Genomic DNA, 26,303 nt, shown 5'->3' with positions numbered 1-26,303 from the left:
TGTCGGAGGCGGGGGCGATGAAGGACATCAGGGCGATCATGATTAGGGTGGCGATGGCTTTTTTCATTGTCTTGGTTCCTTGCTTCTTGCTCATACATCTATAACTAGAGCAAGTAGCATGCCACATATAATAATATGTATCTAAGTGGCACATAATAAAATAATTAAAACGAATAATTAACATTCACGGCTTCGCCTTATAATGTTTAAAAAACGGACATATTATCACAAAACAACCACGGTTTGTTGTTTGAATTAAATTAAATATAATATAATCAGACACATATATGAATTTTTGAATTAGTGTCCCATATTGGTTCACAATGGCAAGTCGGGCGGTTGCATCCGCAGAGCTTGCTTGCCGATCTAGGCCGTTAAATAAAAGCGATCTATATACAGCCGATATTATCGTCCCAGGATATCGAAGTGACAGAACCAGCCGACTTTGCGTATAATTCTCCGGTTCATGTCCGTTATCCCTTTGCCGGAGGATCTCCCCATGAAGCGCGTCCCCCTGATGCTTGGCCTTGTTGCTTTCGCGGCGGCCCTTCTTGCCGCCCCCGTATCCGCTCAGGACAAATCCCTCGTTGGCGCCAGGCAGCCATCCCTGTCGCCCGACGGCCGCCAAGTCGCCTTTTCTTATATGGGGGATATCTGGGTTGTCGGGATCGCCGGCGGCCGGGCCGCGCAATTGACCAATAACGCCGCTTACGAGCGGGAGCCGGTCTGGTCGCCCGACGGCCGCTCGATCGCCTTCACCTCCAACCGCAACGGAACCAACGACGTTTTTCTCGTTCCGGCCGCGGGCGGCGTTCCCCTTCAGCTGACTTGGCATTCCGGCGACGACCTGGCCACGGATTTCACGCCGGACGGCCGATTCGTGATTTTCCGCTCCAATCGCTCGTCTTCGGGCAGCCTCTACAAAGTGCCTGTCCAGGGCGGGACCGAGCTCCCGGTCCTCGAAACATATTGGAACTATGCCACCCATGGCCGGATCAGCCCGGACGGGAAGACGCTCCTGTTCTCCTGGGGGTCCGAGAACGGCTATTGGTGGCGACGCGGCTACCGCGGCTCCAACACCGCCAAGCTTTGGACGGCGGACATTCAGACCGGGTCCGTTCGCAAGATCGTCGACGATCCGACCAACGCCTTCTGGCCCGACTGGCGGCCGGACGGAGCGGGCGTCTATTTCGTCAGCGATCGCTCCGGCGTCTATAATATCTGGACCGCAAAAGCCGACGGCTCGGCGGCCCGGCCGGTGACGAAGTTCGACCAGGGGGACGTCCGCTGGATGTCCGTCGCTGCCCAAGCCCCCTGGGCCGTCTACGAGCGCGACTTCGGAATCTGGGCGACGAACCTGGCCGACGGCGCGTCCCGGCGCCTGCCCATCGAAGCCCCGGCCGAGACCAAGGACAATCGGACGATCTTCGTCGAAAACGCCCCCGTTACCGAGTTCCGCGTCTCGCCCGACGGCAAGAAGATCGCCGCCGTCGTGCGCGGCGAGGTGTTCGTCGTCTCCGCCGAAGGAGGCTACGCCCGCAACGTCACCAATTCCCCCTGGCGCGAGCAGGCCGTGGACTGGGATAAGGACGGCCGGACTGTCTTCTACATCTCCGACGCGGGGGCCAACCCCGACATCTATGCCGTGTCGGCCCTGGGCGGCGAATCCCCGCGCCGGCTCACTTCTTCGCCGGAGGACGAGACCTCGCTTCAGGTTTCGCCCGACGGCCAATGGATCGCCTACTACCGCGGGGCGCGGGAGCTTCGGCTGATGCGGCCGGACGGCAAGGACGACCGCTTGCTGGCGGAGATGGATTTCGGCGGCCGCTTCGCCGAAGATTTCGTCTGGTCGCCCGACGGCAAATATCTGGCCGTCGTCGCCGCGCGCAATGGCCAAACGGATGTCCTGGCGATCGAAGCCGCCACCGGGAAGTCCGTCCTTATGACCAATTCGGCTTACGACGAAGGTTCGCCGGTTTGGACGCCGGACGGCAAGACGCTGCTCTTCAGCTCCAACCGGACGGGCCACAGCTTTCCCGAGTTTACCGGCCAATGGGATCTTTACCGGCTGTTCCTCCAGCCGCGCCCGGCCGAGTTCGACGAGGACGATTTCGACAAGCTGTTCGCCAAGGAAGAGCCCCCGGCCAAGCCCGAAGCCAAGCCGGCTGACAAAGCCGCCGTTCCCGTCGTCCTCAAGCTGGAGGACCTCGATCGCCAGACCGAGGTTGTCGCCGTGACCTTGGGCAGCGAACAGGAGTTCGTCTATTGGCCCAAGGACGAATCCGTCCTCTTCGTCTCGTCCATGGACGGCCGCAACCGCCTGTGGAAGACGAGCCTTAAGAAAAAGGAGCGCGGTCGCTACGAGCCTCATCCGGCCAATCTGGAGGGCCTCCGCGGCCTGCAGCTCGACCGGAAAGGGGAGGCGCTCTATTACCTGACGGCCGGGCGCATCGGACGGCTCGATCTCGCCGCCGGCCGGTCGCGGGCCGTGACCTTCGAGACCAAGATCCAGGTCGATAAGACGGCCGATTACGAGCAGATGCTGGGCGAGGTGTTTTATGTCCTCGATCGCTATTACTATGATCCCGCCCATCATAAGGCCGACTGGAAGGCTCTCTACGAGCGGTTCAGGCCCGTCCTGCAGCAGGTTCGCGAGGATCAGGATTTCGCCGACTACGCCAACCTGATGATCGGCGAGCTCAACTCTTCGCACATGGGCTTCAGCATGCCCCGGACGGCGAGGGTCGACGAGCCGACCGGCCATGTCGGTGCGGTCTGGGCCTTTGAGGACGGCAAGGCGATTCTATCCCGCCTGATCAAGGACGGCCCTCTTTACGACCGCCGCGACTCGGCAGCCGTGGGGGACGAGCTGGTTTCCGTCGACGGCAAGGCGGTCGATCCGAAAGCCAATTTCTGGACCTATTTCAACGGCAAGGTCGACAAGCGGGTCAAGCTGGTTTTTAAGAGCGCCAAGACCCAGAAGACGGTCGAAGTGGCCGTCAAGCCGATCGCGGCCGGGGCCGAGAACGGGCTGCTGCTTGAGGAATGGATCGCCGGCCGCAAGGAGGCCGTCAAGGCCCAGACTGGCGACGCAGCGGCATATATCTACATGCGGGCCATGGGCACGGGCGATCTGACCCGCTTCCTGCTCGAGCTGGAGCGCGATGCGGTGCCGCGCCGGGGGCTGATCCTCGACCTGCGCTACAACAACGGCGGCAACGTCCACGACAAGGTGCTGGAGGCGCTGATGAAGCCCGTCTACGCCAAGTGGCGCAAGCGCGGGCTGGCCGAGACGCCGCAGTCGACCTTCGGGTTCGCCGACAAACCCGTCGTTGTGATCACCAACGAGATGACCTTGAGCGACGGCGAGATGACGACCAGCGGGTTCAAATCTCTGAAGCGGGGGCCGGTCGTAGGCGCCACGACCTACGGCTGGTTGATCTTCACGACCAGCGACGGATTGATGAACGGTGGATCCTTCCGCCTGCCCTTCTGGGGCTGTTTTTCGCTCGACGGGAAGGATCTGGAGACGAGCGGAGGTGTCGTCCCCGACATCGCGGTGCCCTCCGACCTCGGTCATAGCCTCAAGGGCCAAGATCCGCAGCTCGATCGGGCCGTCGTCGAGCTTAAGAAGCTGATGAAGAAATAGGCGCGGCCATGCCGGAGCGGAAGGTCCTGCCGTTCACCCGCCGGGTGAGAGACCTTGTCCGGTCCGTTCCGCGCGGCCGGGTCGCCTCCTATGGGCAGATCGCTGCTCTGGCAGGCGATGCGCGCCAGGCCCGCCAGGTGGCCTGGATTCTTCATGCCGCGCCCGAGTCGGAAGGCCTTCCCTGGCACCGGATCATCAGCGCGCGGGGTACCATCAGCCTGCCGAGCGGGCGGGGCGGGCGCGAACAGGCTCGCCGGTTGCGCAAGGAGGGAGTCGTCGTCGGCCCCGACGGCCGGGTTGACCTCGAAGCGTTTCTCTGGCGTCCGCGCCGCGCCGCACGGGGCTCCGCGCTGGAGTCTCTCGATTTGGAAAAATTGGCTTAACGGGCGGCCGACAAATCTTCGATGGCCGCCGCGACTTTCTTGCGGTAATCGAGCATCGCCTTGGGGTCTTTATTGTAGGTCTTGCCGTCCTGGAATATATTCGCCGGGATCTTGAGAAGCTTGGCCGCTTCCGCCGCCCGGGCGGCTTGCGCCGGCGTCGCTTGGCGGACTAGCTTTTCCAGCAGGACGAAGTATTCGTAGTCCTCGATCCCTTCGCGCAGGATTTCCCAGCGGACGGAATCGACCGGGCCTCGGAGATACTTGGATTTGTCGATGTTCGGATCCCGGTTGGGGGGATAGAGGAACCGGCCGTCGCCGTTGCCCCAATGGTTGGGCTGGCCGTAAGGCATGCCGTACCCGACCACGTAGGACATCGGGTCCTGCCAGGGATTCTGGAGGATGTCGGGCGGGTAGAGGCTGGAGCTGGTCCAATAGTTGGCCCGCCAGACCAGAATGCCTTTGAGGCCCCATTGGTACGACATCCACAGCCACATCCGGAGATTCACGGCCGGGTGTTCGATGAACAAGGTCAGCCAGGGGGTTTTGGGGCCGGTGCAGAGATAGGACCAGAACTCTCTGCCCTTGGGGGCCAGCTCGGCTACGGCCTTGGGATCGACCCGGTCGAAAATGGTGCAGCCGATTTCGGAGACGTCCATGATCTCGGGCCCGGGCCGGTGCTCGGTGATGAAGCGGGTCAATTTGGGGGCATTCTTGCGGATGTTGAGCATGCCTTCGCGGACGAAAGGATAGTCCTTGGGGTCGGGCTCGTCGAACCAGTAGACGTACTCGCGGCCCAACCAGCCGTTCGCCTCCAAATGCGACTCGACCTGGCGGAGATACTGGCTGAGAAGGCGGTCGTATTCCGGAGTGCCCTGGCGGAACCCCCCGAAGAGGCCTTCCTGCCGGGAATAGAAAGAGCCCGTGCCCAGCCCCTGCAGGATCAAATCATAAGCGCTGAACCCGAACTCGTCCAGGTAACGGCGGGCGGCCTTGTCGAAGCGGCTGAAGTCGACGGTGACGCCGATTGCAGCGAGCGGCATCTCGAAATCGCCGCCGGCGATCAGGTTGACGTCCGTGCCGGTTTTGACCAACACGATGTCGTCGAACCAGACGGTTCCGGTCGTGGTTCCCGCGTTGTTGCGAAAGGCGGGGAAAAGGCGGAGTCGGACGGCCGCGACTTCGGGGGGGAAGCCGCCGACTTCGAAAGCTTCGGCCTTCCAAGCCATTCCGGCCTTGAAGGTCTTAAGGAAAGCGCGTGGAATGACGGGCCTCCCCTCTCCGTCCAGGGCTTCGAGCATGACCGTAGCGTCCTGCCCGTCGGCTAAAGCCCGGGCCCAAAGTTCCAGGCGATAGGCCGCACCCGGCTCGATCGGGACGAGCGAAGCGCTCGCGGCATCTTCATTTGCGGACGGATCGGCGTCGACAATCTTGAGAGATCGTCCGCCGCCGTGGGGATTGTCGGAGGCGAACTCGCCGCCCTTCCATGGCAGGCCGGTGAATTCGGCTCCGATGGGGTAGAGCTCGAAGGGATAGGTCGGGGCGACCCGGTGATCGCGCATGTCCTGGTAGTAGAGGTCGACGACCTTTTCGAGCTCCTCGCGCGTTTCGAGATTATGGTAAAGGCGGATTGGATCGGTCGGCAGGCCGAAGGAGGAGCGGATCGAGGCCCGGGCGGGGAGGGCGAAATTCCGCACAGCGAGGGTTACGGGGGCCGACTGGCGGAGCGGGCCGGATGCCAGCGTGATGGCCCCGCGGTATTCGCCCGGGACGGCATCGGCTGGAACGCGGACCGTGATCCACAGCGGGTGATTTTCGCCGCCGGCGGCCGCGAACGGGCCTTCAACCGGCGGCAGGGGATCGGGCCACCAGCCGGGCTTGGCGGCTGCGTCGGTCGGTACGGTCACTCGGACATATTCCACGTGTTTAATCGAGACGGCGGACGACGGCAGAACAGCGCCTTTCGGCCCGACCAGATCCGAGACCGAAACTCGGACGTCGTCGAGCCGTACGGCGGGGCGCAGGACGAGCAGGAAAGGCTCGAATTCGCCCCGGGCGGCCGAGATCGCGATCCCGGGGCCCTTGGCTGTCGGCAGCGGATCCTCGCGCATGACTTTATAGGCGCCCTCGGCCCACCACATCGGGCCGAGCGGGCCGTCGGGCAGGCGATAGCCGTAGGCGGCGGGTGCGGGCGAAGACGGAACCGGAGTTCCCGATAAGGCGGCAGGCGTTATGAACGATGCGATGAGGGCGATGAGGGGGAGATGAAGGCGCGACCTGGGTGAGAAAACGGGAATCATATGTTCCTCCCGAACCGGAAAATCCTTAGCCTATCTTTATAAATTCGACCCGAAATTGCAACGATACCCGGGCTCTTTGCGGCGCAGTTTTTGGTCCGTCTCCCATTCCCGGGGGATGGCCCGGCGTCACGGTGACAACGTCCGGGCGAACGGGGTCACCGTAACGCAGGCCCCGAAGATGGGAGAAGGGGCATTTGACGCTGCGGGCGCCGCGATTTAAGATGGCTCGGGAGGATCGATCGATGCGCTTATCCCGCCGCTCCGCCTTCGTCGCGATTTGTCTCGCTTCGCTTCTGGGCCGAATCGGATTCGCCGCCGGGCCCGCTCCGGCTGCGGGCGGCCTCGCCGTTATGACCTTCAACATCCGCTATAACAATCCCGGCGACGGGCCCAACGCTTGGCCGAAGCGCCAGGATCTCGTCGCTTCCACCATTCTTTTCCATGAGGCCGCGGTCGTCGGGATCCAGGAAGCCCTGCGCGGCCAGATGACCGACCTGGAGCGCCTGCTGCCCGGCTACGGCTGGTTCGGTCGCGGCCGCGACGACGGCAAGGACGGCGGCGAGTTCAATCCGGTGTTCTATGCCAAGGATCACCTCCGGCTCCTGGAACAGGCCACGTTCTGGTTGTCGGCCACACCCGATGTCCCCGGCAGCCGGGGCTGGGACGGCGCCTGCAACCGGATCGTCACCTGGGGGAAGTTTGAAGAGATCGCCACGGGCCGCGTCTTCCATTTCTTCAACACTCACTTCGATCACATCGGTCCGATCGCCCGCCGCGAGAGCGCGGGGCTTTTGCTCCGCAAGATCGCTGCGATCGCCGGCGGCGGCCCCGTCGTCGTGACGGGCGATTTCAATTGCACTTCCTCGGACGAGCCCTACAGGATTCTCGTGGCCGAAGCTTCCTCCGCCCCGCCGCTTCTCGACGCCCGGGGCGTGGCGGCGATCCCCCCATACGGCGGGACCCGGTCCTTCAATGGATTCAAAGACGGGGCTGGGACCGGATCGATCATCGATCACATCTTCGTCCGGGGTGATGTCTGGGTCTCGAGAATCGGAATTATCGCCGACAAATGGGACGGGCGCTTCGTCTCCGATCATTACCCGGTCCTGGCCGGGATCCTCCTCGAGCCGGCCGCCCGCCGCATCCGCTGAACGACAGGAGACGCCATGGCTTCAGCTTCGCGGCAGGACAAGAATCCCGGACTCCGCCTTCTGCTCAGGAGCTTCGTTTTCGGCTGGGCCGGGCTGGCCGCGTTCGCGGCCGCAGCTCCCGGACAGGCCTCTGCGGCCGGAGAGCAATGGTTTCTTCTCAAAATCGGCGGGACGCCGGTCGGCTATGTCCGCGAAGCCTCGAGCGTCCAGGGAGCCGGCGCGACGGCGGCGCTTGTCTCCGACTCGACGATGAAGATGACCATCAACCGACTGGGGAGCAAAGTCGCGATCGAAGTCGCAACCCGGAGCGAAGAGACGGCCGACGGCCGATTGCGGAAGATCGGCTACGATATGCGGGCATCCGCCCTGGCGACGAAAAGCGAGGCTGTCGTCAAGGACGCCGAGGTCGAGGTCCGCAGCGAGGCCGGCGGCAAGAGTTACACTCGCACCGTTCCCTATGTCGGGATCCTCCTCGGCCCCGAAGGCGTGCGGCGCCTTTCGCTCGAGAAAATCAGGAAGCCGGGCGATAAAATCGAATATCAAACCTTCTCCTCCGAGTCCGAGACCGTGAGCAAGGGCAGCCAGACCGCCCTAGCCTGGGAGGACCTCTCTTTTGGCGGGCGAACGCTCCGCGCTCTCAAGGTCGAGGAGATTCTGGCGTCGGACGGCGTCAAGACGACTTCCTGGCTCGACGAAAAGCGCGAGGTCCTGCGGCAGGAATCGCCGACGCCGTTCGGGATCGCGGAAATCGTTCTTTCGACCCGCGAGGAGGCCCTGCGGACCGAGGGCGGCGGCTCCCTGCCCGAGGAACTATACACGCGCTCGATCATCCGAACGAACATCCGCCTGCCCCGGGCGCGTGCGATCGGCTACCTCAAGGTTCGGCTGACGGCAAAAGACGCGAGCGCCGTCTGGCCGGAATTCCCCGGGCCTTCTCCCAAAGCGGTCGGGCGGACGGCCAAGACCATCGATCTCGAGATCCGGCGGCCGGATGCCCCGGCTCCGGCCCGTCTGCCATTGCCTGCATCCGAAGCCGACAAGGAATTTCTGGAACCGAACGCCTATATTCAATCGGACGACCCGACCCTGCGCGCCGTCGCCGCCCAGGCGCTGGCGGGGGAGACCGATGCCTGGCAAGCCGGGCTGAGGCTCGAACGATGGGTAGCCGAAAATATGAGCTTCGACCTCGGCATCGCCTTGGCGCCCTCCACCGAGCTGTTCAAGAACCGGCGCGGGACCTGCCTCGGCTATGCCACGCTGTTGGCGACGCTGGCGCGGGCCGTCGGCCTCCCCTCCCGGGTGGTCATCGGTTATGTCTACGCCTTGGGCATGTTCGGCGGCCACGCCTGGACCGAGGTCCGCATCGCCGGCGCTTGGACGCCGCTTGACGCGGCTATCGTCGCCCCCGGCGTCGCCGATGCGGCCCGGGTCGGCCTGTCGGCCTCGTCCTTCCGGGATGGTGTCGGGTCGCTTATCTCCGGTCCGGCCCAATCGGTTTTCGGCCGGGTGGAAATCGGCATCCTCGAGTATGCGGGGGCAGACGGTTTATCCGTGATCGTACCTGAGAACGCCTCGCCCTATTCGGTAGAAGGCGATGTTTATCGCAATCCTTGGCTCGGGCTGCGCCTGGCCAAGCCCAAGGGCTTCGCTTTCGGCAAGCTCGACGCCGTCTGGCCCGACGCCGCTCTCGTCGAGATGACCGATCCGGACGGGGCCCGAGCCGTCCTGCAGGAAGGATATCTTCTGCCCTGGGCCAAGCCGGACGAAGCGGCGGCCGAGGCGCTGGCCCGATTTGCCGGGACGGGCAAGCCGGAACGCGTGACGACCAAAGGCCGGGTCGTTTGGCGCTTGGGACAAGCCGGCAAGGCCGCGGCCGCCGTCCTCGACGGCCCTGTCTTCTGGATGCTGACCGCCGCTGGGCGGAATGCGGCTGGAATCCTAACAGAGATGCTTGGCGGGCTTTCGTTCGACAATCCTCTGCCCGCCCGTTCACCGGAAAAAGCGCGATGACAACACCAGTTGCGAAACGCCGTATCCCCGGTTTGCGAGGAACCACCCTTATGGCCATAGGGGCCCTGCTCCTGCCGGCCTTGGCCGCCCAGGAAGCGGCGACACCGATCAGCCGGGCCCAGTTCGCGGCTGCCTATCTACGCTTCGAAACGGCCTTGCAGGGGGTGAAACTGGGGACTCTCGACGAGATCCGGGTCAACAAGACGTTCGACGCTTTGACTCTGCTCTTCTTCACCGGAAGCCTGGCCAAGGCCATGGAGAATCTGAACGCGCTGACCGACTCGATCGATCCCAAGGCTCCACCGGCCCTGAGCGTCGATCTCGAGGCCCGCAAGGCGAAAGCCGAAACGATGCGGGCCGAGGCCGCTTCGATCAAGGCCCGGATCGATGCGCTGGCGCCCGTGAAACCCGGGTTGATCCAGGCGCAGGCGGCGTCCGCGGCCCGGGCGGATCTCCTGGCGCGGCCTTTCGATGCGGCCGATACGGCCCAAGCCTTGATGGACCCGGCGGCGCTTCTGGCCCAGATTAAGCAGGAAGCGGCCGACTTGGCCCGCGGCAAGAATCCCTTCGCCGGACGCAAAGGGGATTATTGGCGGGTCATAAAAACCGGGGACCGGACCATACCGGTCCGGCTGTTCTGCCCGGCGGGCGTGGATGCGTCCAAACCCCTACCGCTCATTATCGCCTTCCACGGTTCCGGCGGAGACGAGAATATGTTCATGGACGGCTACGGCGCCGGCTTGATCAAGAAGCTGGCGGCCGAGCACAAAGCCGTCCTGGCCACACCCCGGACAGAGCCTTTCGCCGGAGCCCGCGGAGCCGAGGCGTTCGATGATCTCTTGCGGGCCGTCGGCGCCGACTATTCCATCGACCCCAAGCGGGTCTATGTCCTGGGACATTCCATGGGCGGGATGACGACGAACGCCCTGTTGGTCACCCGGGGGGAGGAAATCGCTGCGGCTGCCTGCTTGTGCGGATTCCAGGGATTCGCCGAAGGAGCCTCGGGGATTCCCCCGACTCTGATCGTCGCCGGCGAGCTCGACCCCATCGTCAGCCCGGCCCGGATCGAACCGGCGTTTCAGAAGGCTCGGGCGGCCGGTTTTCCCGTCGAATACCGCGTGATCCCCAATTACGGCCACACCCTGACCGTGGGCAAAGTTCTGCCTGCCGTTGCGGCTTGGCTGTTCTCTCGGGGCCGCGTCTGAGCTTTCAAATCGACATCGCCAGGAACCACTGGGCGACGAAGTAGGTCAGCAGGTTCAGGGCCCGGCCGTAAGGAATCTTGCGGGCGAACCGGTTGATGGCCAGGATCGCATCCGAGATCAGGAAGAGAATCGCCCCCAGGCAGGCTCGAAAAGCGAGCGGTCCCCCCGCTACGACGTATCGATCGACGGCCAATCCGGCCATGACGGTGATGACCAGCACATAGACGGCTACGGGGATCTTGAGCTTGCCCAGATAGGGGAAGAGAATCGCCATCATGAATAAGGCGAAAAGAAGAAGGGGGAGGACGGAGAAGAAGTCGACGCGGGGCGGCGTGACCGTGAGGAAAGCGCGGATATAAAGAAGCTGGGCGACCAGAAAGGACGCCAATCCGGCGATGAAATAGGAGTCCTTCAACATCAGAAATACGTCCCCGGCCAGGGAGGCGATGAGACCCGCCGCGAGGAAGGTCTTGTAGAGGCCCGGCCATTCGAATCCCGGGCGAAGCATGGCCAGGACGATGAGGGAGATCGTCGCCGCGGGTTTGAAGACATAGACGATCTTTTTGCGTCCGATCGTCTCGGCGACCATCGTGGCCGAGGCGGAAACGGCGGCCAACGCGGTGAGAAGAATGGCGGGGGTTGTCATGTTCGTCGGCGCCTCAGCGCCCCTCCTCTTTTTCGCGGCGGAGCTTCTCGCGGGCTTCGATGAAGACGGGCTCGGCGTACTCGCTGGCCCAGGTCCGCTCGGCGAAGCTGCGCTTTTCGACCATCTTGAGGAAGCCCTCGAAATCCTTGAAGTAGGATCCATAGATGTGGAAGCTGTCGACGAGGTCGGCGTAGCGGCCGACCCGGACCGGCCGGCCGATCCGCTCGGCGACCCGGGCCGCGATCGTCCTCTGCAGGTCGGTCAAGGCGAAAACGTTCATGTAGGCGGCTTTATAGGCGTCGCGCGACCGCCAGTGGGCGTTCATGTTGAGGACAGGCCGGCCCGCCTCATCGTCCAGGAGCCGGAACCATAGCCGCTGCAGGCAGGGCGGATCGTAGGTCGGAGGGTCGAGCTGGACATTCCAAGTGATGGCCTGGGCTCGCCGGGTGTGCCCGGTTTCGGCGAGCTTGCGGACCGCGGCCTCGATCTGGTCGATGGTTTCCCCTTCGGTCTCGTAAGCGAATAGGCGCTTGTGGTAGGTATAGGTCCACTTGCCTTCCTGCGGGGCAATCCAGTGGTCGTGCACACCGTCGACGACTTCCTGGCGGTAGATCTCGAGATCTTCCAGCCCGCCGGGGAAGGCGCGGTGGATGCGCGGCTCGGCGAAGGGATCTTCGACCACCCAAGTCATGGTGCAGTCGCGGCTGGGCGGGTCGCCGGGCTTGTCGTACTCGGTCTTGATGGCGGCGCCCTCGCGCCAGCAGGCCAGGACGGCCTTCTCCCAGGCCTCGGGCAGGGTCTTGCCGGTCACGAACAAGGTCGGGATGTTGCCGTTCATGGAGACTCCTTGCCTCGCCGCCGTTTTATCACAGCCCGCCGGAGGGGTCAAATTCGCCGGCAAATGCGGTATGATAAAAGGCCTGATGAACGGACGCGAACGGATTGCGGCGCTTCTGGCGGGCAAACCCGTCGACCGCCCCCCGTTCGTCCCGGCCGTCTATGAGCACAAGGCGGCGCTGGTCGGCTCGACCCCGTCGGCCGTGGCCCGCAACACCATGCTCCTCGAGCAGGCTTTGGCCCGCGAACTCGAGATCTACGAGCCGGACGCGCTGACCGTCGGCCTGGACGTTTACAACGTCGAGGCCGAGGCCGTCGGAGCCAAGGTCCGATTCTTCGACGGCTCGGAAGTGCCGGTCATCGAGGGAAAGCTGGTCCGGCCCGGCCAGGACGTGGGCTTCCTGCCCCTGCCCGACCCGGAGCGAAGCGGCCGCATGCCGGTCTTCCTCGAGGCCGGCCGCCGCCTCCAGGCTTATGCCGGGGACGAAGTTCTTATCCGCGGCGCCTTGAGCGCGCCCTATTCCATGGCGGCCGAGCTCGTCGGGGACGAAGCCCTGATCATAGCCATGATGGACCAGCCGGACTGGGTCGCCTCACTCCTGGATTTCTGCGCCGTCGCAATCCAGGTCTACGGCCGGGCTTTCGTCCGGCGCGGGCTGGGGGTCATATTGTTCGATTCCCACGCTGCGCCGCCGCTCATCTCGCCCTCGCTCTACCGCCGGATCATCCTCCCCTCGACCGCCCGGGTCGTGTCGTACTTCCGGGGCGAGCTCGGCGTCCCCCTCGTGCCCTATATTATCGGCGGCGATACCACCCCGCTTCTGGCCGGCATCTTGGAGACCGGGACGAACAACATTCTTTGCGACTTCAAGGCGGACTTGGGGCATTTCCAGGACCTTGTAGCGGATCCGGCCGTGCTCGTCCGGGCCAATTTGGACCCCAGGTTCCTCCTGTCGGCTTCGCCGAAGGAAATCGAGGCCCGGACGGCGGAAATCCTCCAAATCGGGCTCCGGCGTCCCGGCTTCATGCTGGGGACGGGCATCCTGCCAATCGACGTTCTTCCGGAAAAGGTTCTTGCCGTTCGCCGGGCTTTGGTCAAAGCCGCGATACCCCCCCCGGCCTGACCCGAGTCACTTTTTCTTTCCCGAATGCGACAACGGGCCGCCGCAAGCGTCTATCTAGTGTCCGGGAAAATCCATGGATCGATACGAGATGGACGACGATGCTCCGGCCGGGACGGATGTTCTGGTCGCGCAGGTCCCCCCATCGGCCTCCCGCGACCTCGAACCCGGCCCCGATCCGGCCGACGACAGGGAAGGGCACCGGAGGCGGCTGCGCGAAAAATTCCTCCAGGCGGGGCTCAATGCCTTCCTCGACCACGAAGTCATCGAGCTCCTCCTCACCCTGGGGACTCCCCGCCGAGACTGTAAGGGGGCGGCCCGCCGGGCGCTTCGCGAGTTCCGTTCCCTGCGGGGCGTCCTGGAAGCCGACGCCCGGGACTTGCAGCAGATCGAGGGCATCGGGGCCCACAACGTCTTCGGCATCCGTTTGGTGCAGGAGGTCTCGCGGCGATTCCTCAAGGACCGGATGCTGGCCCGCCCGTTCTGCCGCTCCTCGGGGGAAGCCTTCGACTATCTCTATCACGCCATGCGGGATCTCAAGCGGGAATGTTTCAAAGTCCTCTTCCTCGACCCGAAAAACCAGATTGTCGAGGAGCGGACCCTTTTCGAAGGGACGGTCGATTCAAGCGCCGTCTACCCGCGCGAGATCATGAAGGAGGCCCTGCGCTGCAACGCCACGGCCTTGGTCTTCGTCCATAATCACCCCTCGGGCGATCCCGATCCCTCGTCCTGCGACCGGGAAATCACCCGCGAGCTCGTCTTCGCCGCCCGGGTCATGCAGCTCAAAGTCCTGGACCACCTGGTCATCGGCAATAATCGCTATTTCAGCTTCGCCGACCACGGGCTGATCCAGGACTATGACCTGCTCTACCTGAGCTTGAATCGTTAAGTGCAAGGGAAATCGGTTGAAGCCGGCCCCCCTTCCCGGTTACACTAAGCGCCAAGGAGAATTCCCGCCCATGGCAGAAAAGACCCCGATTGGCGTACAGCCGATCCAAGAGATCGCAGCCAAGCTCGGCCTTACCCCCGAATCCTTGGAACCCTACGGCAAGTATAAGGCCAAGATCAAAACTCGAGATGCCGAACCGGCCGCTAAAGGCGCCGGCCGGCTTATCCTGGTCACGGCCATGACGCCCACTCCCGCCGGCGAAGGCAAAACCACGACCGCGGTGGGCTTGACAGACGCCTTAGCCCTTCTGGGCCGGAAGGCCATGGTGGCCCTGCGCGAGCCGTCTCTCGGCCCCGTCTTCGGAATGAAGGGCGGCGCCACGGGCGGCGGCAAGGCCAAGGTCTATCCCAGCGAGGACATCAACCTGCATTTCAACGGCGATATTCACGCCGTCACCACGGCCCATAATTTGTTGGCCGCCATGATCGACAACCGGCTTCACTTCGAGGGCCCCGCCGGCACCCTGGACGGCCGGAAAGTGACTTGGAAGCGGGCCATGGATATGAACGAGCGGGCCCTGCGGAGCATCCTCGTCGGCTTGAATGATCCCAACGGAGGCCTGGGCCGGGAGACCGGGTTTGATATCACCGCCGCCTCCGAGGTCATGGCCATCTTGTGTTTATCCAAGGACCTGGCCGATCTGAAGGCGAGGCTTGGCCGGATCGTGGTTGGGTACGCTCCCGACGGCAAGCTTGTCACGGCGGCCCAAATCAAGGCGGCCGGGGCCATGGCCGCCCTGCTGAAAGAAGCTCTCAAGCCCAATCTCGTCCAAACGCTGGAAGGCAATCCCGCATTTGTCCACGGCGGGCCGTTTGCCAACATCGCCCACGGCACCAATACGGTCATCGCCACCGGTTTGGCCCTTCGCTTGGCCGATTATGTCGTCACCGAAAGCGGCTTCGCCACCGAGCTGGGAGCCGAGAAATTTATGGACATCGTCGTCCGGACCGGGCATGTCCCGCCTCCGGCTGCAGTGGTCATCGTGGCCACCCTGCGGTCGCTCAAGTACCACGGCGGCGTCGACATCAAAGCACTCAACACGGAGAACATCTCGGCGATCGAAAAAGGTTTTGAAAACCTGCAGAAACATGTCGAGAATGTGCGCTTTTTCGGGCTCCCGCTGGTGGTCGCCCTGAACAAGTTCCCGACCGATACCGAAGCCGAGGTCAAGGCTTTCGACGAGCTGGCCCGCAAGGAAAGCTTCCGCTACGCCTTGAGCGACGTCTTCGGCCAGGGCGGCCGGGGCGGCCTCGAATTGGCTAAGCAGGTGATCGAAGCGGCGGAGACGGACCCCGCCGATTTCAAGTTCCTCTACCCTCTGGAAGCCCCCCTGGCCGACAAAATTGAAACCATCGCAGGCAAGGTATACGGTGCAGCCCGGGTTTCCATCGAGCCCAAGGCCCGCAAGAAATTGCAGCGCTTCGAGGCCGACGGGTTCGCCGCCGTGCCCGTCTGCATCGCCAAGACCCAGTATTCGCTCTCGGACAACGCTAAGCTCCTCAACCGGCCGCGCGATTTCGCGATCACGGTCACCGACGCTTCGTTGAGCGCCGGGGCGGGCTTCGTCGTGGCCCTGTGCGGCGAGATCATGACCATGCCGGGCCTGCCCAAGGCCCCGGCCGCCGAGAAGATCGACATCTCGGACGACGGGGAAATCACCGGCATTATGGGCTGATCGATTGTTTTTAAAGGATAGATGATCCGGCCGTCGCGCCGGAACGAGGAGGATCGAATGAAAGACGACGAACAAGAACAGAAAGGCGTGTCTAAAGCCAAGGCCATCGAAGCGGCCGTTTCCCAGATCGAGAAGCAGTACGGCAAGGGCGCCGTGATGAAGCTCGGCCAGCGTGACGCGGCCCTCAAGGTCCCGGCCATCCCGACCGGGTCCATCTCCTTCGACCTAGCCCTGGGCATCGGCGGGTTCCCCCGCGGGCGGGTTATGGAGATCTTCGGCCCTGAAGCCACCGGGAAAACCACCCTGGCGCTGCACGTCATCGCCGAAGCCCAGCGGCGGGGCGGCCAAGCCGCCTTCATCGACGCCGAGCACGCCCTCAGCCCCAGCTACGCGGCCAAAATCGGCGTGGATATCGACAACTTGCTGATTTCCCAGCCCGACTACGGCGAGCAGGGGCTGGAGATTGCCGAGGTCCTGGTCCGCAGCGGCGCCGTGGACGTGATCGTCATCGATTCCGTGGCCGCCCTGGTCCCGAAAGCCGAGCTGGAAGGGGAGATGGGCGACGCCCACATGGGCCTGCAGGCCCGGTTGATGAGCCAGGCCCTGCGCAAGCTGACCGCCATCGTGGCCCGGTCCAAGACCTGCTTCATCTTCATCAACCAGATTCGGGAGAAGATCGGCTTCTTCCTGGGCAACCCCGAGACGACCACGGGCGGCCGAGCGCTTAAGTTCTATGCCTCGCTGCGGGTCGACGTTCGGCGGATGACCGCCCTCAAGGAGGGCGATCAGGTCGTTGGCAACAGGGTCAAGGTCAAGATCGTCAAGAACAAGATGGCCCCGCCCTTCCGGGACTGCGAGTTCGACATCATCTACGGCGAGGGCATCTCGCGCGAAGGCGATCTGGTGGACATGGGGGTCAACGTCGGGCTGATCGAAAAGTCGGGGACGTGGTACTCCTACAACGGCGAGCGGGTCGGCCAGGGCCGGGACAACGTCAAAAAGCTGCTCAAAGAAAAGCCCGAGCTGGCCAACGATCTGGATACGGCAATCCGGGCCAAGGTCGGCCTGGAGCCGGCTTACGCGGCGCCCGAAAAGCCGGAGAAGCCCGAAAACGTCAAACCGGAGCCGAAGCCCGAGAAGCCCGAAAAGCCCGAGCGCCGTGGCCGCTGAGGGCGCTGGCAATAGCCGGCGTTTCGCGTTATCCTGAGGGCGGGTTCGCCCGCTCAAGACGGGGCTGAGGAGGATTTCGCTCATGCCGGTCAAAGGGATTTTGAGGAATGGGGCGCGACGATCGCGCAAGGACGGACTGGCTCCGGGAAGCCTGGTCTATGTCGGCGAGCCCAAGACCGGAAAGCCCCGCATCACCATCCTCGACTACGACGGCGAGAAATTTCTGGAGAAGGAGGCCGCCTCCTGCCAGGACTGCTTCGCTTTCCGGGACACCGCCAGCGTCACCTGGATCAACGTCGACGGCGTGCACGATCCCGCGATCATCGAGACGATCGGCGGCCATTTCGGCCTCCACCCGCTGATCCTGGAGGACATCCTGACGACCTCCCAGCGGCCCAAGATGGAGGACCTGGGCGACATGATCTACCTCGTCGTCCGGATGCTGGAGTACGACGGGGCCAAGGGCGAGGTCGACACCGACCAGCTCAGTCTGATCGTGGGCCGGAATTTCCTCATCTCCTTCCAGGAGCGGGAGGGGGATATGTTCGACCCGATCCGGGACCGTATCCGGCACAACAAAGGCCGCATCCGCAAGCTGGGGCCCGACTACCTGGCCTACGCCCTGCTCGACGCGGTCGTCGACCACTATTTCGTCGTCCTGGAGAAGCTGGGCGAGCGGATCGAGACGCTGGAGGAGGAGCTGGTCGACAATCCCCGCAAGGAGACCATGCACGAGATCCACGGCCTGAAGCGGGAGATGATCTATCTACGGAAGTCGGTCTGGCCGCTGCGCGAAGTAGTGGCCGGCCTGGAGCGGGTGGAATCCAGCCTGATCCAAGATGCGACGAATATCTTCTTTCGCGACGTCTACGATCACACCATCCAAGTCATCGACAACATCGAGACCTACCGGGACATGCTCTCGGGCATGGTCGAGACCTATCTGTCGAGCATCAGCAACCGGATGAACGAGATCATGAAGGTTCTGACCATCATCTCGACCATTTTCATCCCGCTGACGTTCATCGTCGGCGTCTACGGCATGAACTTCGAGAACTTACCGGAGACCAAGTGGCGACTGGGGTATTTCATGATCTGGGGGATTATGATCGCGATCGCCCTGACGATGGTCGGGTTCTTCCGGCGCAAGAAATGGCTGTGATCATCAACGCGGCGCGACTCCGAGGAGGGGCGGCATGAAGACGAAGACCGTGATCCTGATCGTCCTGGGGGGACTGATGGTGATCCTGTTCGTTCAGAACACCCAGGTCATCACTTATCGGCTGTTTTTCTGGAAGATCGCCATGTCCCAGGTCATCCTGGTGCCGGTCATCTTCTTAGCCGGCTTTTTCGCCGGCTATTGGCTGGCCCATTTCGGCCGCCGGCGCGGCCGCCGTCAAACGGGCGGGGGAGAACCCATCCCGCCTCAGCCGGCCCAGCTCTCCGGCCGTTCCTGACCCGCGTGTTCAAGCACTTCAAGGCTTTTATATTCCGGGGCTTTCTGGCCCTGCTGCCCCTGGCCTTGTCCTTTTTCGCCCTGCGCTTCCTCTACCTGACCGTGGATCAGCGGGTCGCCCGCCTGGTCGAGAAATGGATCGGCCTGCGCATCCCCGGGCTGGGCCTTCTGCTGGCCCTCGTCTTCCTCTACCTTCTCGGGCTCGCGGCCTCGAATTGGCTGGGCCGCTGGCTATTCGCCCTGGTCGAGAAGGCCTCCCGCCACATCCCGATGATCAAATCGATCTACAAGCTGGGCATGCAGCTCGGCCGGGCCTTCGCTCTTCCGGAGAAGCAGGGGCTCAACCGGGTCGTCCTGGTCGAGCACTTCGCGCCGGGCGTTTGGTCGATCGGCTTCGTCATGGGAACGGTGCGCGACGCGACTGCCGGCGAGACCCTGCTCAAGCTCTACATCCCGACCGCGCCCAACCCGACGGCGGGTTTCGTCACCTTGGTCCGGGAGGCCAAGGTGAGGGATCTCGATTGGACGGTGACCGAAGCCATGAACGCGGTCCTCTCGGGCGGGATCATCGGCCCGGACGAAATCCGCTGACTCAGATCCCCCGGATCAGCTCGGTCATCTCGTAATCGGCCATCACCTCGTCGAACATGGCCGGCGTCTTTTCCTTGAGCTCGATGGCATAGTCCAAAAAGGCCAGGATGCCGTCGTGCAGGACCTTCTCCGCCTTGCGCATCAGCGGCTCCCGCTTCTCGGCCTCCAGGATGAACAGCTTGTCGGGGTTGTTTTCCTTGAACAGCTTGACGTCGTAGAGAAAGTGGAGGATGTCGATCATCCGGTAGAAGATTTCCTCGAAGTTGTTGTTGATGGCCCGCTCCAGAAAAGCCTGCCAGACGCGCTCGGCCTTGACGTACTCCATGATGACCGGCTCCATCGCCTCGACCGACCGGTACTCGATCGACGCGGCCGAAGCCTGCATGGCCCGCAGCTCGTCGAGCGAGGCGGCCTTGATCCGGGTCATGGTCAAGGCCGGCGATTTGAGGGCGTGGAAGTTGGTGATGAACAGGGTCCGCATGTCCGAGCGGAACATGGTGCTCTTGATGTACATCAGATGGCGCCGCCGCTCCCGGCTCTCGTGGCGCTCCATGTAGCGCTCGACCAGGATCACGGCGATCAGGATTTCGAGCGGGATGGCCGCCAAATGAAGGAGAAACTCGAAGTGGGTGATGAGCTCCAGGGCGAGCAGGCATCCCGAGGCGGTCAATAGAAAGGCGATGACGCCGGCGTTTTTTATGGACTTGTGGGCTTTTCTGGCCATGGGCGGTGTATAGCACACCGCCGCGAAGGGTGTCAACGCCGCCCCGGCCCTCTTTCCGGCCGGTGCGGTGCCGGGCTTTTTTTGCGATGTTTACGGAGAGGCTTGCCGGACAAAGCCTCAGGCGCCGCTAGAGGAGGGCTTTCTTGAGGTACTTGGCCGTGGCCGAGCGCTTCGAGCGGGCCACTTCCTCCGGCGTGCCTTGGGCCACGATCTCGCCGCCCCGCTCGCCCCCCTCGGGCCCCAGGTCGATGACGTAGTCGGCGGTCTTGATGACGTCCAGATTGTGCTCGATGACGATCAGCGAGTGGCCCTCGGCCACCAGCTTCTGCAAGGCCCTGAGAAGCGCGGCGACGTCGTCCGGATGGAGGCCGATGGTCGGCTCGTCGAAGAGGTACAGCACTCGGCGATCGCGTTCGTGGATCAGGTGGAAAGCCAGCTTGATCCGCTGCAGCTCGCCGCCCGAGAGGGTCGTGGTCGGCTGGCCCAGGCGCAGGTAGCCCAGCCCGACCTCGGCCAGGGGCTTGATCCGGCGGATGATGTCCGGCCGGTCGGAGAAGAACTCCAGGGCGTCTTCTACGGTCGTATGCAGGACATCGTCGATGGACCGGTTCCGGTAGCGGATGTCCAGGATCTCGGGCTTGAAGCGGCGGCCCTTGCAGGCCTCGCAGACGAGCGTGACGTCGCTCAGGAACTGCATCTCGACGACCTGGCGGCCGGCGCCTTCGCACTCCTCGCAGCGGCCGCCTTTGGTGTTGAATGAAAAATCGCCCGGCTTGAAGCCGCGGGCCTTGGCCTCGCGGGTCTGGCTGAACAGGTCGCGGATGCCGTCCATGGCCTTGGTGTAGGTGGCGGGGATGGAGCGGGGCGAGGCGCTCAGGGGCGATTGGTCGACCATGACGATCTTGTCGATGAAGTCCAGGCCGCGGATCTCGGCGAAGCCGTCATGGGCTTCTCCGGCCCAGCCTTGGTAGAGAATGTCGTTGAGCAGGGTGCTCTTGCCCGAGCCCGAGACGCCGGTGAGACAGGCGAACACTTCGAGCGGCAGCCGCACGTCCAGGTGCTTGAGGTTGTGCTTGTGGGCGTCCCGGACGAGCAGGAAGCGGTCCGGCGTCCGCCGGACCTTGGGCACGGGGACGGACTTCTCGCCCCGCATGTAGCGCGCAGTCAAAGAATCGGAGTGGGCGAAGAAATCCCGGCTCGAACCGGAGAACTGCAGCTCGCCGCCGTGCTCGCCCGCCCGCGGCCCCATGTCGATGATGTGCTCGGCGGCCCGTACGATCTCCGGGTCGTGCTCCACGACCAGGACGGTGTTGCCGACGTCCTTGAGCGAGCGCAGGATCTGGATCAGGCGGCCGTTGTCGCGCGGGTGCAAGCCGATCGAGGGCTCGTCCAGGACGAACAGCGTCCCGACCAGGCTGGAGCTCAAGGCGGCGGCCAGGTTGATCCGCTGGGCCTCGCCGCCGCTCAGGGTGAACGTCATCCGGTCGAGGGAGATGTAATCCAGCCCGACCTCGAGCAGAAACTTCAGCCGGCCCAGGATCTCGGCCACCAGTTTTTCCGCCACCTTGGCTTCGGACGGCCGGAGCTGCAGCTCCGAGAAGAAAGCGTGCGCCTCCTGGACCGTCATTCGGACCGCGTCGCCGATCGAGAGGCCGCCGACCCGGACGCTTAAGGCCCGCGGATTGAGCCGGGTCTGGCGGCAGGCCGGGCAGGGCACGTATTTGCGGTAGCGGCTCAAGAAAACCCGGACCTGGACCTTGTACTTGCGGGTTTGCAGCCAGTCGAAGAAGCCCTTGACGCCGTACCACTCGCCGTCCCCGTTCATGACGAATTCCCGCTGGGCCGGGCTGAGCCGGGCGAACGGGACGTCGATGGGGATCTTGCGCTTGCGGGCCGCCCGCAGCATCTCCTTCATGACGCCCTTGGACACGGGCTTGGTCCATGGCTCGATGGCCCCGTCCTGCAGGGAAATGGACGAGTCCGGGATGACCTTGTCCTCGTCAATCACGGCCAGATCCCCGAAGCCGTGGCAGTCGGGGCAGGCGCCCTGCGGACTGTTGAAGGAGAAGAGGTTGGGGAAGGGGTCCTCGTAGGGGATGCCGCAGGCCTTGCATTCGAGCTTGTCGGAGAACGGCAGGATCCGGCCGTCGTCCGTCACGGCCTGAACCCGGCCGCCTCCGTGCTTAAGGCCGAGCTCGAGCGAGTCGACCAGGCGGTCGCGGTCGGCAGGGTCCAGGACCGGCCGGTCGACGAAGACGTCCAGGGTCTCGGCCTTGCCGAACGAGGCTTCTTCGAAAGCCACGACCTGACCGCCCCGGATCAGCCGGTAGAATCCAAGCTTTTTGAGGGGCGCCAGGCCTTTTTCGGCCGGCCAGGGGAAGCTGATTGTGACTTTGGTTCCGGCCGGTTCGGCTAGCAGGGCATCGGCCATGGCGTCGATGGTGTCCCGCCCGACCGGTTGGCCGCATTGCAGGCAGTGGACGGTCCCGATCCGGGCGTAGAGAACCCGCAGGTAATCGTAGGCTTCGGTGACCGTGGCCACCGTCGAGCGGGGGTTCTTGGTCGCGGCCTTCTGTTGGATGGCGATGGCCGGCGGCAGACCGTCGATGAGGTCGGCCTCGGGCTTGTCCATCCGCTCCAGGAACTGGCGGGCGTAGGAGGACAGCGACTCGATGTAGCGGCGTTGGCCCTCGGCGTACAGGGTATCGAAGGCCAGGCTGGACTTGCCCGAGCCGCTGACTCCGGTGACGACGATCAGCTTGTCCAGGGGCACGTCCACGTCGACGTTCTTGAGATTGTGGACGCGGACTCCCCTGAGAACGATGTTTTCGCTCATGAAGCGCAATATTATACACCCATCACACCCGCGGAGAAACCAGGAGAGGGGTCAGGTCTTAACTCTTGACGTTTTTAACGAGGCCTGGCACCACGGGGTCAGGCCGGGCCCAATCCGTTAAATGTTAAGACCTGACCCCTTTCTTTTGGTAAAGTAAGAGTCCCCATGAATATCATAGTTGTCCTGGGCATCGCCCTGGCTCTGGCCATGGACGCCTTCGCCGTGGCCGTGGGCGTCAGCCTGTCCATGCGCGGCTGCACCCCGCGGCAAACGATCCGGCTGTCCCTTTATTTCGGCCTGTTCCAGTTCGCCATGCCCATTCTGGGCTGGGCCGCGGGCCGCACCGTCGCCGGAACCATCCAAGCCTTTGATCATTGGATCGCGGCCGGGCTCCTAGTCTTTATCGGGGGCAAGATGATGGTCGAGGCGCTCAAGAAGGACAAGGCGGGAATCGAGCCGGGCGCTTCGTGCCCGGACCAGACCCGCGGCCGTCGAGTCTTGGTCTTGTCGTTGGCGACCAGTCTGGACGCGCTGGCCGTGGGCTTAGGGTTAGCCGCGCTCGGTGTTCCCGTCGTCTACCCCGCCCTGGTCATCGGCGTCGTCGCTTTCGTCGTGACGGCGGTCGGGACCAGGCTGGGACCGATTCTGGGTCGCTGGGCGGGGAAGTGGGCCGAGATTGCGGGCGGATTGGTCCTGCTTGGCATCGCCGCCAAAATTCTCGTCGACCACCTCGGCTGACTCCCTTGGAGGGGGAACCTTTGGGTGGTTCCCCCTCCAACGGCCTCCGGCTTTCAGCCGTCGTCCTGCCACCCCTTCATGGAAGCCTTATCCGTTAGAATACGATTTTATCGTTTCGGATCGAACAGTCGATTTCCATCCCATGAACGCTTCGTTAAGCGATGGTCCTCTTATCTTCCGATCCCCAGCCGGACTCCGCCGTAGGCCGAGAGCCGCGGCGTGCCGTAGCCGAAGACGGTTTCGTAGCGTTCATCGAAGAGATTGTCCAGCCGCAGGAAGAGCCGGGTACGGGGGCCGGCTTGGAAAGCCAGGTCGGCGTCGGCGAGAAAGTAATCGCGGAGCGTCACGGCCGGCGTGTCCAAGACGGAATAATCCCGGTCGGCCCGGCTCCCGACATAAGCCGCGGAAACCCGGATTTCCCATTGCCGGAGCGGCCGCCAATAGGCCTCGACCACGGCTTTATCCTTCGGCCGCCGCAGAAGCGCCGTTCCCGCGTCCAGGTCGCGGGCGTTCATTCGGGTATATGACAGACGGAGGTCGACTGTCTCCGACGGTTGGAAGCGGGCGAACGCCTCCAAGCCTTCCGTCCGGGCCCGGCCGATGTTGATATAGCCGAGGCTGTAGTCGAAATCGACCAAGTCCCGGAAGTCATTCCGGAACCAGGTCAGCCCGGCCAGGATGCGCCCGCCGGCCAAGGCCTGTTCGATGCCCGCGTCCCAGCCCGTGCTCCGTTCGGGGCGGAGTGTGTCGTTGCCGATCGGGCCCCAGGCCGTGCCCGGCGCGAACAATTGGTAGAGCGATGGGGATTTGAAGCCCGTCCCCAGCGTTGCCTTGAACCGCGTCCCCGTGGCGTCGATGGCCAGGGCCGGGGCGATGCGGTAAGTCACGGACGTCCCCGTTCGGCTGTGTGAATCAAGGCGGACGCCGGCGGTGGCGAAGAACACACCGCCGAGACGGAGCTGATCCTGGGCGAACACACCCGCCCGCTCGGCATCGCGGCCGGGGAAAGCGCTGTCATAAGGGCCCCAGGCGCTCTCGGACCGGTAGCTGGACTCGCCCTCCTCGCGCTGCCAATCGCCGCCGAAGGTCAGGGTCTGGGCGGGGGAGAGGAAGAGGTTGTTCTGCGCGTCGATTTTAAACAAGCGGCTGCGAAAGCGGCCCGTCTCGGAATCGAACGGGTGCAGGGCGTCGACCGGGTTGCTGTTGTCCCGGCCCGCCCCCAGGTAGGACGCCGAGGCTTTTAATTCCCAGCGGCCGTCGAAGAGCAGCGTCCGCCCGCGGGCGCTGACGAGCTGGGAGCGGTAATCCTGCCGGCTGTTGGGATCGTCCCCGCCCGTCCCGCCGAAGCCGTCGATGTCCGAGCGGGCGTCCACGATCCGCAGGGCCAGGCCGGCCTCAGTCGAGGGCGAGATAGTCCAGCCCAGATTGCCGGAGAGCGAAAGGTTTCGGTATCCGTCGGGCTCGGTGTTTCCTGCGAACGCGGTCGAGGCGGCCGAAAAGCCGCGGGTCAGGATATGGGATAGGCCGAAAGAATAGGCGAGGCGGCCGGCGCCGCCCGCTGCCGAGGCGGAGCTGTGCAGCGTGCCGTAAGAACCCGCGGATGTTTCAAGCGAGATCGAAGGCTTGCCGGCGCCGCGCCGGGACACGATGTTGACGACACCGGCCAGGGCGTCCGAGCCGTAGAGCGTGCTTTGGGGGCCGCGCAGAATTTCGATCCGCTCGACGTTGTCGAGCGAAAGGTGGGCCAGGTCGAAGGAACGCGAGGGATTCATCGGGTCGTTGAGGGAGACGCCGTCGAGCAGCACCAGGACATGCTCGGAGTTGGCGCCGCGCAGGAACACCGACGAGGCCGCGCCCGGGCCGCCGTTTCGAACCGCGGAAACGCCCAGGCCGTCCTGGATAACGTCAAGAATATTCGTCCGGCTGGTCCGGTCGAGCTCCCGGCGGGTCAGGACGGTCACGGCGCTGGCGATCTCCCGGACCGGGGTCTCGATTCGTGTTGCGGAAACCACCACCTCGTGGCGCAGCGGCGGGACGGTTTGATCTTTGGCTTCCTGCCCCGCGAGGGAGAGGGACAAGAAGAGAACGAGGATGATCGGGATGATGCGGGCGGCGCGAGCCATGAGAGCCTCCTGGAGCGCCCCCGCTTCGAGCAAAAAAAATCCGCCCTGGCTTCCCCACGAAGCCGGGTCGCTCGGCCCGAAGCAGGTCTCCTGGCTCTCGGATCATCCTCCTCCCGGGCCTTCCCACCCCGGCGCGGCTATCGCGCCGAAGCAGTGGCATTTTCCGGGATTCGTCCCCGATCACAGTAGCGGGGGCTGCGTCCGCTTGCGACGGACTTCCCTTGCTTCGAACCCGGCGGGGAGGCCGCGATGGCGACCGGCCCGCGGGACAAGAATAGGCGCGACGGCCGCGCCTGTCAACATTTTTATAGGAACTTCTCCCATCCCCGGGAAACGCGGTCCGGGGTGTCGTCTCGGCGGCGCGGGTTCGCCACTCCTTTTTACGCTATTCCGCTCGGCGCCTCCAGCGCTTCGCAGTCCTCGTAGGGACGTCGCTTCGATAGTCCCCGCGAGGGCGGAACTCCGCATTCGAGATCTCCCGGTCTTGGAGTCCATCCCCTCCGTTTCGATTCCGTCAGATGGTCGCGTGCTCAAACAGCCCTCGGCGGCCGCAGGCTTCCCTCGGAGAGTTATGGAAAAAGGCGCCGCCCTCGCAATTTCGCCGTTGGCCGGATACAGGGACGTTTGACCATCCCCTGGCGATGGGAAAAATTCTCTAAAAAATAGAAACCGGCCGCCCTCTCGCGAGGGCGAGAAAGGCGGCCGGTCAAGGGAAATGGAAATTAGAGGAGGGGAAAAAGGA

At 63.9% G+C, this 26,303-nt stretch carries 19 protein-coding genes and 1 riboswitch; of the genes, 13 read left to right on the top strand and 6 right to left on the bottom strand.

Features of this window, described 5'->3' with window-relative positions; all coding sequences use genetic code 11:
* Positions 1-499 precede the first annotated feature (499 nt).
* Positions 500-3,649: an LpqB family beta-propeller domain-containing protein gene (locus NTZ26_04665; GenBank protein MCX6559787.1), complete on the top strand. Its 3,150-nt coding sequence runs from the start codon at positions 500-502 to the stop codon at positions 3,647-3,649.
* A gap of 8 nt (positions 3,650-3,657) precedes the next feature.
* Complete coding sequence (locus NTZ26_04660; GenBank protein MCX6559786.1) at positions 3,658-4,032, top strand: MGMT family protein; 375 nt, start codon at positions 3,658-3,660, stop codon at positions 4,030-4,032.
* Here the strand turns inward: NTZ26_04660 and NTZ26_04655 are convergent.
* The gene (locus NTZ26_04655) at positions 4,029-6,329 is read right to left on the bottom strand and encodes a DUF4091 domain-containing protein (protein ID MCX6559785.1); all 2,301 of its coding nucleotides are present in this window, start codon (positions 6,327-6,329) and stop codon (positions 4,029-4,031) included. The two genes, NTZ26_04660 and NTZ26_04655, sit on opposite strands and share 4 nt — an antisense overlap.
* Positions 6,330-6,571: 242 nt before the next feature.
* On the opposite strand from NTZ26_04655, the gene NTZ26_04650 reads away from it, so the two are divergent.
* From NTZ26_04650 to NTZ26_04640, 3 genes are read left to right on the top strand one after another with little or no spacing between them, the layout of a single operon-like run.
* Entirely contained in the window at positions 6,572-7,480 is a 909-nt protein-coding gene (locus NTZ26_04650; protein ID MCX6559784.1) for an endonuclease/exonuclease/phosphatase family protein, read from the top strand.
* 15 nt (positions 7,481-7,495) lie between these two features.
* Entirely contained in the window at positions 7,496-9,490 is a 1,995-nt protein-coding gene (locus NTZ26_04645) for a transglutaminase-like domain-containing protein (protein ID MCX6559783.1), read from the top strand.
* 50 nt (positions 9,491-9,540) lie between these two features.
* Entirely contained in the window at positions 9,541-10,695 is a 1,155-nt protein-coding gene (locus NTZ26_04640) for a hypothetical protein (GenBank protein MCX6559782.1), read from the top strand.
* A 4-nt stretch (positions 10,696-10,699) separates the two neighbouring features.
* Here the strand turns inward: NTZ26_04640 and NTZ26_04635 are convergent, their stop codons facing one another.
* Positions 10,700-11,341, bottom strand: a complete 642-nt coding sequence (locus NTZ26_04635; protein ID MCX6559781.1) for a lysoplasmalogenase — start codon at positions 11,339-11,341, stop codon at positions 10,700-10,702.
* Between the two features lie 13 nt (positions 11,342-11,354).
* Complete coding sequence (locus NTZ26_04630; GenBank protein ID MCX6559780.1) at positions 11,355-12,179, bottom strand: thymidylate synthase; 825 nt, start codon at positions 12,177-12,179, stop codon at positions 11,355-11,357.
* 85 nt (positions 12,180-12,264) lie between these two features.
* Between NTZ26_04630 and NTZ26_04625 the strand changes: the two genes are divergently transcribed.
* From NTZ26_04625 to NTZ26_04595, 7 genes are all read left to right on the top strand, one after another.
* Complete coding sequence (locus NTZ26_04625) at positions 12,265-13,302, top strand: hypothetical protein (GenBank protein ID MCX6559779.1); 1,038 nt, start codon at positions 12,265-12,267, stop codon at positions 13,300-13,302.
* 73 nt (positions 13,303-13,375) lie between these two features.
* Positions 13,376-14,188 carry a DNA repair protein RadC gene (gene radC / locus NTZ26_04620; protein ID MCX6559778.1) on the top strand — a complete coding sequence of 271 codons (813 nt, stop codon included), beginning with the start codon at positions 13,376-13,378 and terminating at the stop codon, positions 14,186-14,188.
* A 70-nt stretch (positions 14,189-14,258) separates the two neighbouring features.
* Positions 14,259-15,923 carry a formate--tetrahydrofolate ligase gene (locus NTZ26_04615; protein MCX6559777.1) on the top strand — a complete coding sequence of 555 codons (1,665 nt, stop codon included), beginning with the start codon at positions 14,259-14,261 and terminating at the stop codon, positions 15,921-15,923.
* A 57-nt stretch (positions 15,924-15,980) separates the two neighbouring features.
* Positions 15,981-17,093: a recombinase RecA gene (recA, locus tag NTZ26_04610; protein ID MCX6559776.1), complete on the top strand. Its 1,113-nt coding sequence runs from the start codon at positions 15,981-15,983 to the stop codon at positions 17,091-17,093.
* Positions 17,094-17,175: 82 nt separating this feature from the next.
* On the top strand, positions 17,176-18,255 hold the full coding sequence (corA, locus tag NTZ26_04605; GenBank protein MCX6559775.1) for a magnesium/cobalt transporter CorA: 1,080 nt from the start codon (positions 17,176-17,178) through the stop codon (positions 18,253-18,255).
* Between the two features lie 34 nt (positions 18,256-18,289).
* The gene (locus tag NTZ26_04600) at positions 18,290-18,550 is read left to right on the top strand and encodes a LapA family protein (GenBank protein MCX6559774.1); all 261 of its coding nucleotides are present in this window, start codon (positions 18,290-18,292) and stop codon (positions 18,548-18,550) included.
* A 5-nt stretch (positions 18,551-18,555) separates the two neighbouring features.
* The gene (locus NTZ26_04595) at positions 18,556-19,140 is read left to right on the top strand and encodes a DUF502 domain-containing protein (protein MCX6559773.1); all 585 of its coding nucleotides are present in this window, start codon (positions 18,556-18,558) and stop codon (positions 19,138-19,140) included.
* 1 nt (position 19,141) lies between these two features.
* On the opposite strand, the gene NTZ26_04590 is transcribed toward NTZ26_04595, so the two are convergent.
* Both NTZ26_04590 and uvrA read right to left on the bottom strand, forming a co-directional pair.
* Positions 19,142-19,864, bottom strand: a complete 723-nt coding sequence (locus NTZ26_04590) for a hypothetical protein (GenBank protein MCX6559772.1) — start codon at positions 19,862-19,864, stop codon at positions 19,142-19,144.
* Positions 19,865-19,991: 127 nt separating this feature from the next.
* Entirely contained in the window at positions 19,992-22,700 is a 2,709-nt protein-coding gene (uvrA, locus tag NTZ26_04585; protein MCX6559771.1) for an excinuclease ABC subunit UvrA, read from the bottom strand.
* Positions 22,701-22,865: 165 nt separating this feature from the next.
* On the opposite strand from uvrA, the gene NTZ26_04580 reads away from it, so the two are divergent.
* Positions 22,866-23,438, top strand: a complete 573-nt coding sequence (locus NTZ26_04580) for a manganese efflux pump MntP family protein (GenBank protein ID MCX6559770.1) — start codon at positions 22,866-22,868, stop codon at positions 23,436-23,438.
* A gap of 170 nt (positions 23,439-23,608) precedes the next feature.
* On the opposite strand, the gene NTZ26_04575 is transcribed toward NTZ26_04580, so the two are convergent.
* On the bottom strand, positions 23,609-25,561 hold the full coding sequence (locus NTZ26_04575; protein ID MCX6559769.1) for a TonB-dependent receptor: 1,953 nt from the start codon (positions 25,559-25,561) through the stop codon (positions 23,609-23,611).
* An 83-nt stretch (positions 25,562-25,644) separates the two neighbouring features.
* Positions 25,645-25,784: riboswitch (cobalamin riboswitch) on the bottom strand.
* Positions 25,785-26,303: the final 519 nt, after the last annotated feature.

The organism is Candidatus Aminicenantes bacterium, from assembly GCA_026393855.1.
Lineage (GTDB): Bacteria > Acidobacteriota > Aminicenantia > Aminicenantales > UBA4085 > UBA4085.
This window is presented reverse-complemented; position numbering and strand designations above follow the sequence as displayed.

Bases quoted from the DNA above. Each gene is read 5' to 3' on its own strand.
- NTZ26_04650 (MCX6559784.1), top strand. From the start codon at position 6,572: ATGCGCTTATCCCGCCGCTCCGCCTTCGTCGCGATTTGTCTCGCTTCG.
- NTZ26_04665 (MCX6559787.1), top strand. From the start codon at position 500: ATGAAGCGCGTCCCCCTGATGCTTGGCCTTGTTGCTTTCGCGGCGGCC.
- NTZ26_04600 (MCX6559774.1), top strand. From the start codon at position 18,290: ATGAAGACGAAGACCGTGATCCTGATCGTCCTGGGGGGACTGATGGTG.
- NTZ26_04615 (MCX6559777.1), top strand. From the start codon at position 14,259: ATGGCAGAAAAGACCCCGATTGGCGTACAGCCGATCCAAGAGATCGCA.
- NTZ26_04645 (MCX6559783.1), top strand. From the start codon at position 7,496: ATGGCTTCAGCTTCGCGGCAGGACAAGAATCCCGGACTCCGCCTTCTG.
- NTZ26_04575 (MCX6559769.1), bottom strand. From the start codon at position 25,561: ATGGCTCGCGCCGCCCGCATCATCCCGATCATCCTCGTTCTCTTCTTG.
- radC (MCX6559778.1), top strand. From the start codon at position 13,376: ATGGATCGATACGAGATGGACGACGATGCTCCGGCCGGGACGGATGTT.
- NTZ26_04590 (MCX6559772.1), bottom strand. From the start codon at position 19,864: ATGGCCAGAAAAGCCCACAAGTCCATAAAAAACGCCGGCGTCATCGCC.
- recA (MCX6559776.1), top strand. From the start codon at position 15,981: ATGAAAGACGACGAACAAGAACAGAAAGGCGTGTCTAAAGCCAAGGCC.
- NTZ26_04640 (MCX6559782.1), top strand. From the start codon at position 9,541: ATGGCCATAGGGGCCCTGCTCCTGCCGGCCTTGGCCGCCCAGGAAGCG.
- NTZ26_04625 (MCX6559779.1), top strand. From the start codon at position 12,265: ATGAACGGACGCGAACGGATTGCGGCGCTTCTGGCGGGCAAACCCGTC.
- uvrA (MCX6559771.1), bottom strand. From the start codon at position 22,700: ATGAGCGAAAACATCGTTCTCAGGGGAGTCCGCGTCCACAATCTCAAG.
- NTZ26_04655 (MCX6559785.1), bottom strand. From the start codon at position 6,329: ATGATTCCCGTTTTCTCACCCAGGTCGCGCCTTCATCTCCCCCTCATC.
- NTZ26_04635 (MCX6559781.1), bottom strand. From the start codon at position 11,341: ATGACAACCCCCGCCATTCTTCTCACCGCGTTGGCCGCCGTTTCCGCC.
- corA (MCX6559775.1), top strand. From the start codon at position 17,176: ATGCCGGTCAAAGGGATTTTGAGGAATGGGGCGCGACGATCGCGCAAG.
- NTZ26_04660 (MCX6559786.1), top strand. From the start codon at position 3,658: ATGCCGGAGCGGAAGGTCCTGCCGTTCACCCGCCGGGTGAGAGACCTT.
- NTZ26_04630 (MCX6559780.1), bottom strand. From the start codon at position 12,179: ATGAACGGCAACATCCCGACCTTGTTCGTGACCGGCAAGACCCTGCCC.
- NTZ26_04580 (MCX6559770.1), top strand. From the start codon at position 22,866: ATGAATATCATAGTTGTCCTGGGCATCGCCCTGGCTCTGGCCATGGAC.